Genomic DNA, 13,404 nt, shown 5'->3' on the forward strand with positions numbered 1-13,404 from the left:
TATGCGGGTAATCATTTGCGGCGCTGGCCAGGTCGGCTATGGCATCGCCGAACGTCTCGCCGCCGAAGCCAATGACGTGTCTGTCATCGACATGTCGGCGGCGCTCGTGCAGCGCATTCGCGACACGCTCGACGTGCGGGGATTTGTCGGCCACGGCAGCCATCCCGACGTGCTGGAAGCGGCCGGCGCGGACCAGGCGGACATGATCATCGCGGTCACGCTCTACGACGAAGTGAACATGACCGCATGCCAGGTTGCGCATTCGCTTTTCGACGTGCCGACGAAGATTGCGCGCATCCGCTCGCAGAGCTATTTGCAGGCGCATTACAACAATCTGTTCTCGCGCGAGCATCTTCCGATCGATGTCATCATCTCGCCCGAACGCGAGGTTGGCGATGTCGTGTTGCGGCGGATCGCTTCGCCGGGCGCGACGGATATCGTGCAATTCGCCGAAGGCAATGTCACGATGATGGCGATCGAGTGCCGTGACGACTGCCCGGTGATCAACACGCCGCTCAGCCAGCTGACGGAACTCTTTCCCGATCTGTCCGCGACCGTCGTCGGGGTATGGCGCAACGAGCGTCTTTTCGTGCCGCATTCCGCTGACCAGCTACTCGCGCGCGACCTCGTTTACGTGATTTCGAGCCGCCAGCAGGTCAAACGCACGCTCAGCCTGTTCGGTCATGACGAGGCGGAGGCGCGCAGGATCATCATTGCCGGCGGCGGCAATATCGGCCTCTACGTGGCTGCCCAGCTGGAAGCGCGTCAATCGCGCGCCAAGGTCAAGATCATCGAGGCGGATCACGCGCGCGCGGTCACGGTCGCCGACCAGTTGCGCCGCACGGTCGTGCTGCATGGCAGCGCACTTGATCAACAGGTACTGGTCGAGGCCGATATCGAGGACAGCGAACTCATGGTGTCGCTGACCAATGACGATCAGGTCAATATCCTGTCGTCGGTGATGGCGAAACGCCTCGGCTGCCAATCGACCCTCGCGCTGATCAACGATCCCTCCTACCAGGGCTTCACCGAAAGCCTGAGCATCGATGCGCATATCAATCCGCGCGCGGTGACGATCTCGCGCGTTCTCCAGCATGTGCGCCGCGGCCGTATCCGGCAGGTCCACAGCGTGCAAAAGGGTCCCGCCGAGGTGATCGAGGCGGAAGCGCTGGAGACATCGCCGCTGGTCGGCACGCCACTCAGGGAACTCGAACTGCCGGAGGATATCCGCATCGGCGCGATTTACCGCGACGGCGAGGTCCTCAAGCCGGACGGCTCGATCAAGATCAAGGCCAAGGACCGGGTCGTCATCTTCGCGCAGTCCACTGCGGTCCGCCGCGTCGAGCAGATGTTCCGCGTGAGCCTCGAATTCTTCTGATGCACCGCCGGGACCGCGATATTTCAGGCGGGACAACGCCGTGCGGACCGTAATCTTCCTGCTCGCCTTTGCGTCCGCGCTGTTTTTCGGCTCTCTGGCAGCGCCGATCCTCGTCGGTTTCGCCTTCGGCGAGGCGGACCAGGTGGTCCGGCTTTCGATCCTCGCATCGAGCGGCGCCTTCGTCTCCACGGTCGTGATGACGGCGTCGCTCGGCTACCGGCATGCGCTGACGCCGAACAGGCTGATTCTCGCCATGGTTCTGGTCTGGCTTTTGCTGGCGCTGATCGGCACGACGCCTTTCGTTCTTGTCATGGGCCTGCCGTTCGAGCAGGCGCTTTTCGAGAGCGTCTCGGGATTGACGACCACCGGCGCCTCGACATTCGCGGCGCGCGAGACCATGCCGCAGTCGATCCTGTTCTGGCGGTCGCAACTGGAGTGGACCGGCGGGTTCTTGACGCTGGCTTCGCTTTTCCTCGTCCTGTCGCCGCTCGCGATCGGCGGCCTGCCGAAACATTCAGTGGCGGCCCATTGGCATCAGGATCTTGCGAGCGACCGTGACGACGGCGTCGATCACCTGAAGCATTACCTGCCGTTGCTCGCCGCCTATGGCGTCGCCTCGGCGCTTGTGTTCTTCGCGTTCGTCGCCAGCGGAGCGGACAGCCTGGGCGCCGCGCATCTGACGATGACGAGCATCTCGACCGGCGGCTTCAATCCACACGACGCGGACCTCGAATCGCGGCACGGGCTCGGTACACTCGCCGTGATGGGGCTGGTGCTTGCACTATCGGCGACAAGCCTTTTCTGGCAGCGCTACGACCTCGGCAATCCGGCGCGGATAATCTGGCGCAACAAGGAAGCCCGATGGGTCATCGCCCTGATCGCCGGGCTTACGGTTCTCTATATCGCGGCGTTTCGTTCGGTTGGCGGCATGGCCGGGCCCGGCGGGCAGGCGACAGCAGTCATCGAGAGCTTTTTCGCCGCGGCATCGGTGATCTCGACTTCGGGGCACGAGATTCGGCCGGGCGTGATCGCGCTGCTGCCGGAAGTGCTGGTGTTCTCGATCACGTTTCTCGGCGCCGCCGTCTTTTCGACGGCTTCGGGCCTGAAGGTTCATCGTCTCGGCGCGATGCTCGTCCAGTCTTTCAGGGAACTCAGCCTTCTGATTTATCCGAGTTCCATCACGCCGACGCGGATCGCAAACGCCGACTATGACGAGCGGACAATCGTCGAAACCTGGCCGGTGCTCATACTGCTTCTTGTCGTAACGGCAATCGGCGTGTTCGCACTTGCCGACGGGCAGGGCACGTTCGAAGCATCCCTGCTGTCGGCGATGGCGCTGGTGCTGAATGCCGGTGCGCTCTACGAAGCTTATATGCCTGTCGGGGCGTCGCCGGAAATGTGGCCCGAATATCGCGATTTCAGCGTTTTCGAACGGCTTGTCGGTTGCATAATCATGCTGCTTGGCCGATTGGAATTCGTGGCCGTCTTTGCAATCCTCAATCTCAAATACTGGTTGAGCCGCTGAATTTCGGAGTTTGCCGTGTCTCGCATCGCCTATGTCAACGGAAGGTACCCGCTCCATCGGGATGCCATGGTGCATATCGAGGATCGGGGCTATCAGTTCGCGGACGGGGTCTATGAAGTATGCGAGGTCGCACGCGGCTACATCATCGACATGACACGCCATCTCGACCGGCTGGCGCGGTCGCTATCGGAATTGCAGATTGGCTGGCCGGTGGACAGGAATGCCCTGGTTGCGATCATGCGCGAGGTCGTGCGGCGGAACCGGGTTCACGACGGGCTTGTCTATCTGCAGGTGACGCGTGGCGTCGCGCGGCGCGACCACGTGTTTCCATCCGCCGACACGAGGCCCTCTCTCGTCGTCACGGCGCGGCGCAGCGATCCCCAGGTTGCGCGGGCGCGCGCGGGCGAAGGGATTTCGGTCATCACCGTACCGGAAAACCGCTGGGAACGCGTCGACATCAAATCCGTCGGACTGCTGCCGAACGTGCTCGCGCGCCAGAAGGCGAAGGAAGAGGGCGCCGCCGAAGCGTGGTTCGTCGACCCCGACGGGTACGTGAAGGAAGGCGCCGCGACCAATGCCTGGATCGTTACGGCGGACGGCGTTCTCGTGACCCGCCCGGCCGATTTCGGCATCCTGCGCGGGATCACGCGGACCACGGTCATGGACGTCGCCGCGGCGCAGGGACTGAAGGTCGAGGAGCGCGGGTTCAGCGTTGAAGAGGCCAAAAACGCACGCGAAGCCTTCATCACCGCCGCGACCACGCTCGTGATGCCGGTGGTTCGTATCGACGGAACAACCGTCGCCAATGGCCATCCGGGCTCGGTATCGCTCGCCTTGCGCGACGCCTTTTTCGACGCCGCCGAGAAGACGCCGGTGTGATCGCGATCCTGCCGAAGCGAATTCCATTGCCGCATCATTAATTTACCGATTGAAAAAAATCGGCGGGGTTTTTACCATAGCGGATTGAAGCTTGCCGAAAACGCGAATATTCCCATAATAGTACAACATACGGAAAAGACATGGCCGAGCGCTCCCAAAATCTGCAAGACCAGTTTCTTAATGCGGTTCGCAAGCAGAAGATTCCTCTGACGATATTCCTCGTGAACGGAGTAAAACTGACGGGCGTGGTCACTTCGTTTGACAATTTTTGTGTATTGCTGCGCCGGGATGGCCACGCGCAGCTCGTCTACAAGCACGCCATCTCGACGATCATGCCGGGGCAGCCGGTGAACATGTTCGAGACCGAAGAAACAGCCGCGAAATCCGATTGAGCGAACATACCGAGAAACCCCCGCAAAACCTCCGCCAGCGCAAGGCAGAAGGGGAGGAACGCGAGCGCGCGCCGACCGTCGCAATCGTTCTGGAACCCGAGCTTCGCGCGCAGGCGCAGGGGACCGAAGCGCGACGTAGCGCCGCCAACCGGCTGCTCGAGGCCGAAGGCCTCGCCGAAGCGATCGATCTCGAAATCGTCCACAGCGCCATCGTGCCCGTCTCCAAACCGCAGCCGGCAACGTTGCTGGGTACGGGGAAGGTCGACGAAATCGCCGGCATCGTCGCCGCGACGGACGCGGGACTGGTCGTCGTCGATCATGCGCTGACACCGGTCCAGCAGCGCAATCTCGAAAAGGAATGGAACGCCAAGGTCCTCGACCGGACCGGGCTCATCCTCGAAATCTTCGGGCGCCGCGCGCAGACGAAGGAAGGCGCGCTGCAGGTGGAGCTGGCGCATCTCAATTACCAGCGCGGCCGGCTCGTGCGAAGCTGGACGCACCTCGAGCGGCAGCGGGGCGGGGCCGGTTTCCTGGGCGGTCCGGGCGAAACGCAGATCGAGGCCGACCGCCGCATCCTGCGCGAAAAGATCAAGCGGCTCGAACGGGAACTGGAAACCGTGCGGCGGACGCGCACGCTGCATCGCTCGAAACGCAAGAAGGTGCCGCTGCCGATCGTGTCTCTGGTCGGCTATACCAATGCCGGCAAGTCGACGCTTTTCAACCGGCTGACCGGGGCAGGGGTCGTCGCCGAGGACATGCTGTTCGCGACGCTCGATCCGACGCTCAGACGCGTACGGCTTCCCGGTGGAACCTGGGTGATCCTGTCCGACACGGTGGGCTTCATCTCCGACCTGCCGACGCATCTGGTCGCCGCCTTCCGCGCAACGCTGGAGGAAGTCCAGGAAGCCGACGTGGTGCTGCATGTGCGCGACATTTCCAGTGACGTCGCCAAGGAGGAGGCCGCCGACGTGGCGCAGATCCTGCGCGATCTCGACGTCAATCCGGAAGACGAGGAGCATGTGATCGAGGTCTGGAACAAGATCGATGCGATCGATCCGGCCACCAAGGAAGAATTGATCGCGCGCGCTGCCGCCGGGGCGCCCGGACAGGCCTCGGTTCCGGTTTCCGCGATCACGGGCGAGGGCATCGATCACCTGCTCAAGGAAATCGAGGACCGCGTCGCCGGAAAGCTAGTCGCGCGGCGCTTCTCGATTTCGCCCGACCGTTACAGCGATCTGGCTTGGCTCTACGAACACGGACAGGTGCGGAACCGCGAGACGGGCGAAGACGGGACCGTGACGGTCGAGGTCGACATGACGGCCGAGAACGCCGCCGCCTACGAGAGACGGTAAGGCACGCGCCGGCGGTTCCGCGCGCGATGCGGGGAGACCGGATTTCCGATGAATGGCAAGCTGGCATGCGTGCTCAAGACGTATCGCCGCGTCCCGCGTCAAGCACGAGCGAATGGCATTCCCTCAGCACGTCGTCGACCTCGTGAAAGGCCCGCTTGCGGTGGCCCGGCGGACGGCCCGGCCGCATCGGATTGAAGCGAGGCGAGCGGTTGAGGCCGAGATCGCGCTTCGCTTTCCAATGAGCGAGGCGGCGGGCCTGGCCGTCGAGATCGTCCAGCGCGCGCTTCAGCGATATCAGGCGGCGGCAGAGGCCGGTGGCGTCGACCGGATCGCCGGGCGTGGGCACGGGCCTTGCCGGCGTCTCCGGCCGGCGCAGATAGACCGGCACCGACCAGTCGCAGGAAAGGGAGCGGACACGCGGGATCGTGCCGGCATAGCGCCTGCGTTGGAAATCGAAGCGCTTGAGGGGATCGAGGAGCGGGAAGGCGGGGATCGCCGTCGCGGCTTTCGCGGAAGCGCGTTCGGGGTCTGCCGCGGGATTGCTAGGAGGGCCGATGACGACCCAGCCGGTGGGGCAGGGCTTCGCGCCCGCCCCGCCGGGTTGGCCGTTTGCCGGCGATGCCGATCGGAGGAACTCGACGACGAGGTCCCGCGCCGCGATGATCACAAGACGACGGAAAGCAGCTTCGGCGGGGCGCAGGATGCGCATGACATGGTTGCGCAGATGGCGCGGCAAAACCGCCGCCATTTCGCCATCGGCCAGCCCGGCCATGACGAACAGCATCGCGACGATGCGCCGGAGCGCGTCACGGTTGCGTTCGATTGCCCGGGGCCAGTTGATCATTCCAAGTTCTCCGCGCTTCGCCTTTCACGGAGAAGGGTAACGGAGGCGGGGAAGCGGTGGATAAGTCGGCAGCCGTTTTTCCGTGCCCGGTCTGGAACGCGTCCCGTCTCGTCCCGGACAACCGAGTCCCCTGGCCGTGGATCCTCGGGGCGACGACGGCGCTGCGCTTGTCTTGGGTCAAGCCCGAGGATGACGACTTGGGATTACGATAGACGCTAATCGCCTGGGTCTGCGACTAGCTGTGAAGCCAAACCATGGCTGGTCATCCTCGGGCTTGCCCGGAGGTTTCACGGCTAAACGCCGGAATTACACGCATCGCGAGGAGCGGCATTCAGTCGGCTGTTTTGGCTTCCTGCCAGAGCGCTTCCATCTCTTCCAGCGTCGCGCCGGCCGTGTCGCGCCCGGTCGCCTGGAGCCGCTTTTCGATATAGCGGAAGCGGGTGAAGAATTTCAGGTTAGCCGCCTCCAGCGCGGCCTCCGGCTCGACATCGAGATGACGACCGAGATTGACCAGCGCGAACAGCAGGTCGCCATATTCCTCCTTGATCTCGCGCTCCTGACCGGACTGCATGGCGTGACGGAGCTCGCCGATTTCCTCCTCGATCTTGTCGAGGATCGGCGGCGCGGTGTCCCAGTCGAAGCCGACGCGCGCGGCCTTGCGCTGCAGCTTGATGGCGCGCATCAGCGCGGGCAAGGCGCGGGGCACGTCGTCGAGGAGGGACGGGCGGTCGACCTCTTCGGCGCCGGCCGCGACCTGCGCGGCCTCGTGCCTTGCCGCCTTCTCGGCCTTCTCCTCGGCCTTGATCTTCTCCCACATGCCCTTGGCGAGTTTCCTGCCGCGCACGCTGTCGTCGCCGAACACGTGCGGATGACGGCGGATCATCTTCCTGGTGATCGCCTCGACCACGTCGCCGAATTCGAACCGGCCGGCTTCCTCGGCCATGCGGGCGTGATAGACGACCTGCAAGAGGAGATCGCCGAGCTCATCGGCGAGATCGACCATGTCGTCGCGCTCAATCGCATCGGCGACCTCGTAGGCTTCCTCGATCGTATATGGCGCGATGGTCTCGAAGGTTTGTTCGACGTCCCACGGACACCCGGTATCCGGATCGCGCAAGGCGGCCATGATTTCAATGAGGCGGGATATGTCGCGCGAAGGGGTCATGCGTCATGCGTAGTGCAAAGCGCGTTTGGCGGCGAGACGCTTGCCGCGCGGCTCCACAGGAAACACGGCCGGCCGGTCAATCGCCGTCGACGAAGGAGAATCCCGCGGACAGACCGATCGCGTCGCCATAGTCTTGGCTGAACCGTTTCTTCAGGTCGGAAAGCGTCGCGCGCAAGCGTTCCAGCTTCTCGCGCTGGCCCGGATCGGCGAGGGCGGCTTCGATAGGATCACCGATGTCGGCGGTTATCCCGATCGCGGTGTCAAGATCGCGCCTGATGTCCTCGGCGATCTGCCGGTCGGCCTCGGGTAACATCGTCGCCATGTTGCCGTTGTCGAACAGATCCTTCAGGCCGCGCAGATAGGCGCCGATGGCCGGAAGTGTGTTTTGCGACCGCCAGAAAAGCGCGAGCCTCGGTTTGTCCTTTTCCGGCGTCTCGCGCAGAAAACTTTGCAGCCGGACGTCGCGGATGGTCTCGGTGCCGTGCACCAATACGCCGAGGATCTGCGCCAGTGCTTCGCGCTCGTCGTGCAGGACGCGGTTGGACGGACCCGGATGCATCCAGACATCGGCGATTCCGTCCGGCTTCCGCCATGCCGTATCGAGCTCGCCGCCAATCGTCTTCAGATTGAGCGCGACGAGAGCGGCATAGTGACAGCGCCTGGCGCCATCAGGGCCGGACAGGATGTCCGATCCGGTGCCGTACAGGGCGTATTCGAGCGCGCTCAGCCCCTGAACGGCGACGCTTTTGGCCACGAGATCGTCGAGCGTCTGCGGATAGCCGCCACTTCCGGCGAACATCGCCTGCAACTGCTTCAGGCCGGTGCCGCGCGGGTCCGGGTAGAAGAGCACGCGTTCGAAGCGGTTCTCGGCGGTGACCGGGCCAAAACGGACCATCTCGATGCCCGCCCATGCAACGACGGCGTCGGAGAACGTCTCGCGCGCGACCGCGAGGCTTTCGCGCGACGGCATTTCGCACAGCGCGTCGATCCGGCCATTCAGCTGTTCCGCGGCAGCATGGAAGCGCGCATATCCCGGGCGGATGAAATCGTTGATCACGTCGGCCATCACGTCGCGAATGGGAGAGCCGGCCGCCGATGCGGCCGTGCAGGCCTGAAACGTCGCAACGAGAAGGAGAAGGGGTGCGCATAAGCGTCTGCGATACATCGTGCTTCCAATCATTCGACTGAGCCGGCATCGCGCGGATCATTCGGCTCTGGGAACCGAATAGCGGGCGCAGCTATGGTTTTTATGACAACCCTGTATGTTTGTCGCATAAGATGGATTATGGAACTGACGGGTTGTTTGATCCTTGTTGCGATCAAATGCAAAACCGCATGTTCTTGACGCCGCATTGAGCGATCAAACTGCGGTTTGCGGCTTATTCGCCGGATTCTCGCGCAGCAACTCATGGCCAACGGACTCAGGAAAAGACTCGCGCAATCTGTCGTGTTTTCCGAGACTTAAAGCCGTTATTTGATCTTTTTCAGGAAGCAAAGCCGATGCCCAGTGCATCAAGCAGACGCAGGAACGGCGGACGGCGGCCGGTCAAATCCTCCTCCGCCAGACCCTTCTGCGCCAGTTGAACGGCGAGACTGCGCAAAGGTTCTGGCGGGAAAGGAACCGGCCAGCGCCGCGTCATTTTCAGGCGCGTGCGCTCGGTGTCCCTGCCCGCAAGCAGATCCAACATGGTCAGCGCCGCAAAGCGGCTCGCCGACACGCCCTGCCCGGTAAACCCCATTGCGTAGGCAACCTGTCCTCCGAATGCGCGGCCGGCAAAGAATGTTGTCCGGGCGGAGGTATCGATGATCCCGCCCCAGGCGTGGGTGAACTTAACATCGGCGAGACTGGGGAATGTTGCCGCAAACTGGGTGGCCAGCCGCTCGAAGCTTTCATCACGTTGCAGATTGGCGGCGTCGCGGCGGCTGCCGTAGTGGTAGATGGCATCATATCCGGCCCAGAGCATCCGACCGTCCGGTGTCTTGCGAAAATAGTGAAACTGGTTGCCGCTGTCGGCAATGCTGAAGTCACCAGTCCAGCCTATGCTCGCCCACTGCGCCGCACTGAGCGGCTCGGTGACAAGCGAATAATCATAGATCGGGATGAAGGCGGCTTTCAGCCTTTTGAGCAATGGCGCCGCCGCATTGGTCGCAAGCACGACCCTGGACGCCATGACATGGGCTTGCGGTGTCTGCAAGACGATGTCCGCCCCTTTGCGTGAGACCCCGGTAACGGCGCTATTTTCAAATATCTCAACACCGTTGGCAAGGCAGACACGCCGCAACTCGCTGACGGTCCTCGCCGGGTGAATCAGGGCGTAGTTGGGTTCGAACAACCCCGCCACATAGGCCGGACTGTCGAGCTTCTCCGCCAGCGCTTCGCCGGATAACAGCGTGCATTCTATCCCGAAGCGCCGGTAGTTTCGGGCCATCGCTTGCAGACCTTCGACCTGCCACGGTGTGGCGGCGACATTGAGTTTGCCCGAGAGCCTGAACCCTGCATCGATGCCGTACTCTTCGAGATCCCGTTCATAATCGACGAGATTTTGCCTGCCCAGCCGGATCAGGGTTTCGGCTTCGCGCGGATGCCGGGCAAGGGCATTGGAGACGCCGTGCGATATCGACGGCGCACAAAACCCACCGGTGCGGCCGCTGGCTTCCCGACCGCATCGCCCAGCTTCGAGCAGCACGATGCGTGCGCCGGGCTGCTGTTCCCTGGCCTTGAGAGCAGCCCAGAGACCGGTAAATCCACCGCCGACAATTGCCAGGTCACAGCTCGTATCCGCAGTCAGCGCAGGACTTGCAGCCCCGGCATCGATTGCGCTGGTCCAGTAAGGCTCGGTGCTGGTGTTGGAAAGGGCCGCGATCATGGCTTGAGGTACCAGCCCCAGCTTCGCGTGTGGTCATAGCGGGTGATCTGCTTGATCTCGCGAAATCCCATGAAGCCCGCCTTGCCGAGTTCCCGCCCGATGCCCGAGGATTTGTAGCCGCCCCACGGCAGCTGAGTGAATGTCGGTTGCGAACAATTGATCCAGATGACGCCGGCGCGCAATTTCGATGCGACGCGTTCGCAGCGCTCGAGATCATCCGACATCACCGCTCCGGCCAGGCCATAGGCGCTGTCATTGGCAAGCGCCAAAGCTTCGTCTTCCGTGTCAAAGGGATTGACGCAGACAACGGGACCAAAGATCTCTTCGCGCCAGATGGCGGCATCGGTGGGCACATCGGCAAAGATCGTCGGCGCAATGTAATAGCCGGTGTTCATCCCTGCCGGCCGGCCGCCACCGGTCACCAGACGCGCCGTGGTGGATTTGCCCGCTTCGATCGCAGCAAGAACCTTGTCATATTGCTGTTTTGACACCACGGGCCCGAGCTTCACGCCTTCAGCCCCGCCCGGTCCGATGCTGATAGCTTCCGTGGCTTCCACCAGCCGTTCCATCAGCCTGGGATAGAGCCCGCGCTGAACCAGGACGCGCGACGTCGCGGAGCACACCTCGCCCTTGTTCCAGAAAATTCCGAACAGGATCCATTCGACCGCTTTCTCAATGTCGCAATCCTCGAAAATGATGAAGGGAGACTTGCCGCCCAGTTCGAGCGAAACGGTGCGGATTCCGGCGGCAGCCGCCGTCATTACCTTGCGGCCCGTCGGCACCGATCCGGTGAACGCCAGTTTGTCGACCAGCGGATGATCCGCCAGCGGCGCGCCGGCCTCTGGCCCGGTGCCGGTGACCAGATTGAAGACACCGGCAGGCAAGCCTGCCGCGTTGATGATCTCGGCCAATATCGCGCAGCTGACAGAACAGAATTCCGACGGCTTGAGCACGATGGTGCAGCCCGCGGCCAGTGCCGGAGCAACCTTCCACACCGCCATCAGCAACGGGAAATTCCACGGCGTGATCGCGCCGACGACGCCCAGGGGTTCTGTAACGACGGTGCCGGTGAACGCATCATCGCCGAGATCGACGGACTGCGCGCCATCCGCTTCATGACTCTCGGCAAGATCGGCGTAATAGTTGAACACGACGGCGGCGTCGCCGACATCCCATTCGGCCTCGGGGATCGGCTTGCCGTTGTCGCGGGTTTCCACTGCGGCGATCTCGGTCAGCCGTTCGGTGATGCCCCGGGCGATGCGGCGAAGAGCGGCCGCGCGATCTGCCGCCGGCATCTGCGGCCACGGCCCCTGATCGAAGGCCCGGCGCGCGGAGCGCACAGCCCGATCAACATCCTCTGCGGTGCCAGCCGCGATGCGGGCAAAGGCCGTCTCCGTGGCGGGGTTGATCGCCTCAAAACTTCCGCCTGCGTGCGGTGCGACGAATGCACCGTCGATGTAAAGCTGGGTTGTCTGCATCGGAGGTCTCCAGTCTCAGGATATCTTGCGCCCGCCGGCATCGAGGAACCAGTCGTCGGGATACGGATACCACCAGTCCTGGCGCACGGGTTTGTGATCGAGGATCACCATCTTGGAGCGGCGGAAGGCATCAAGCCCCATGCGCCCAAGCTCGCGCCCGAGGCCGGAGTTCTTCCACCCACCAAAGGGCAATGCGTCATTGTCGATCATCGGATTGTTGATCCAGACCATACCGGCTTCGAGCCGTTCGTGGGCTTCATGGGCCTCTTCCAGCGAGGTGGTGAAGACGCTCGCGCCAAGGCCGAATTCCGAGGCATTGGCACCGGTGATTGCAGCGTCGAAATCGCGGACGCGGACAATCGCCGCGACCGGCCCGAAACACTCCTCGTGCAGGATATCCATCTCCGGCGTGCAGCCGGTCAGAATCGTCGGTTCATAAAACCAGCCGACGTTGTGCTCTGGCGGGACCCGGCCGCCACAGACGACCTTTGCCCCCTTGGCCACAGCGTCAGTCACCAGCCGCTCCACCTTGTCGCGGGCAGCCTCGCTGACCAGGGGACCGATTTCGGACTTGTCCAGCCCATTGCCTATCCGCAAGCGCAGGGTTTCCGCCTTGAAGGCATCGACAAAGGCGTCATGGACGCTGTCCACCACATAGAGCCGCTCGGTCGAGGTGCAAACCTGGCCTGACATGTGGAAGGCGCCGGTCACAGCTCCCGCGGCGGCAACCTCCAGCGGCGCATGGGCCGTGATGATCATCGGGTCCGAGCCACCGGCTTCGATCACCGCGGGTTTCATTTTGGCGGCAGCCGCTGCGGCGACCGCCTGTCCAGCGGCGACCGAGCCGGTGAAGGCGACCGCGTGGGTCTTGCGGCTCTCCACCAGGGTCTTGCCGACCTCGGCTCCGCCCGGCAGGCAGGCAACAAGCCCTGCGGGCAGATCGGCAAACATCTCCATGAAAGCCAGCGTCGACAGCGTCGTTGCCTCGGCGGGCTTGATCACGCAACCATTGCCGGCAGCCAGCGAGGCGGCCACCGTCCAGCACATCAGCAGGATGGGGAAATTGAACGGCATGACATGCACCGACACGCCGAGCGGTTCATATCTGGCGAACTGCAGTGATCCCGCCTGCGTCGTCCCCGCGATCTTGCCCGCTTCATCACGGGCCATTTCCGCATAGTAGCGAAAGATCGGCGCGCAATTGGCGATCTCGCCGATCGCCTCCGGATAGGGTTTGCCCATCTCACGGCTCATCAGGATGGCGCACTCGGTGAAATCAGCCGCGTCGATGCGGTTGGCAAGGGTGTGGAGCGCCTTGGCGCGGGATTTCGCGTCCACGGTCTTCCAGGCCGATTGAGCCTGGTTGACCTTGTCGAGAACCATGTCGATCTCGTCCGGCGTGACGTTGGCGCGCAAGCCGACGTCCGCAAGTGTCGCAGGATCGACCACACGCCTCCCCTGTCCCAGGGATGGGTGGAACTCCGGATTCAGGAAATAACAGGGTTTTTGAATGTCCAGCATGGC

At 63.2% G+C, this 13,404-nt stretch carries 11 protein-coding genes; 5 read left to right on the forward strand and 6 right to left on the reverse strand.

The window, feature by feature from the left end; genetic code table 11:
• The first annotated feature begins 1 nt into the window (after position 1).
• The 5 genes from trkA (at position 2) to hflX (ending at position 5,526) form a co-directional block, all read left to right on the forward strand.
• Positions 2-1,378: a Trk system potassium transporter TrkA gene (trkA, locus tag IG169_RS20900; protein ID WP_193178206.1), complete on the forward strand. Its 1,377-nt coding sequence runs from the start codon at positions 2-4 to the stop codon at positions 1,376-1,378.
• Between the two features lie 40 nt (positions 1,379-1,418).
• On the forward strand, positions 1,419-2,903 hold the full coding sequence (locus IG169_RS20905) for a TrkH family potassium uptake protein (protein WP_193178207.1): 1,485 nt from the start codon (positions 1,419-1,421) through the stop codon (positions 2,901-2,903).
• A 15-nt stretch (positions 2,904-2,918) separates the two neighbouring features.
• Positions 2,919-3,782, forward strand: a complete 864-nt coding sequence (locus tag IG169_RS20910) for a D-amino-acid transaminase (protein ID WP_193178208.1) — start codon at positions 2,919-2,921, stop codon at positions 3,780-3,782.
• A gap of 140 nt (positions 3,783-3,922) precedes the next feature.
• Positions 3,923-4,174 carry an RNA chaperone Hfq gene (hfq, locus tag IG169_RS20915; RefSeq protein ID WP_193178209.1) on the forward strand — a complete coding sequence of 84 codons (252 nt, stop codon included), beginning with the start codon at positions 3,923-3,925 and terminating at the stop codon, positions 4,172-4,174.
• Entirely contained in the window at positions 4,171-5,526 is a 1,356-nt protein-coding gene (hflX, locus tag IG169_RS20920) for a GTPase HflX (protein ID WP_193178210.1), read from the forward strand. The genes hfq and hflX overlap by 4 nt, the downstream gene beginning before the upstream one ends.
• 73 nt (positions 5,527-5,599) lie before the next feature.
• Here hflX and IG169_RS20925 read toward each other — a convergent pair whose 3' ends face one another.
• From IG169_RS20925 to IG169_RS20950, 6 genes are all read right to left on the reverse strand, one after another.
• A complete protein-coding gene (locus IG169_RS20925; protein WP_210326130.1) occupies positions 5,600-6,370 on the reverse strand; it encodes a hypothetical protein in 771 nt (256 codons plus the stop codon).
• Positions 6,371-6,701: 331 nt separating this feature from the next.
• A complete protein-coding gene (mazG, locus tag IG169_RS20930; protein WP_193178211.1) occupies positions 6,702-7,535 on the reverse strand; it encodes a nucleoside triphosphate pyrophosphohydrolase in 834 nt (277 codons plus the stop codon).
• 76 nt (positions 7,536-7,611) lie between these two features.
• Positions 7,612-8,700, reverse strand: a complete 1,089-nt coding sequence (locus IG169_RS20935) for an imelysin family protein (protein WP_193178212.1) — start codon at positions 8,698-8,700, stop codon at positions 7,612-7,614.
• A gap of 319 nt (positions 8,701-9,019) precedes the next feature.
• On the reverse strand, positions 9,020-10,402 hold the full coding sequence (locus IG169_RS20940; RefSeq protein WP_193178213.1) for an NAD(P)/FAD-dependent oxidoreductase: 1,383 nt from the start codon (positions 10,400-10,402) through the stop codon (positions 9,020-9,022).
• A complete protein-coding gene (locus tag IG169_RS20945) occupies positions 10,399-11,880 on the reverse strand; it encodes an aldehyde dehydrogenase family protein (protein WP_193178214.1) in 1,482 nt (493 codons plus the stop codon). The genes IG169_RS20940 and IG169_RS20945 overlap by 4 nt, the downstream gene beginning before the upstream one ends.
• Positions 11,881-11,895: 15 nt before the next feature.
• Complete coding sequence (locus tag IG169_RS20950) at positions 11,896-13,401, reverse strand: aldehyde dehydrogenase family protein (protein ID WP_193178215.1); 1,506 nt, start codon at positions 13,399-13,401, stop codon at positions 11,896-11,898.
• Positions 13,402-13,404 lie beyond the last annotated feature (3 nt).

Origin of the sequence: Oricola nitratireducens (assembly GCF_014904745.1) — a bacterium.
Classification (GTDB): domain Bacteria; phylum Pseudomonadota; class Alphaproteobacteria; order Rhizobiales; family Rhizobiaceae; genus Oricola; species Oricola nitratireducens.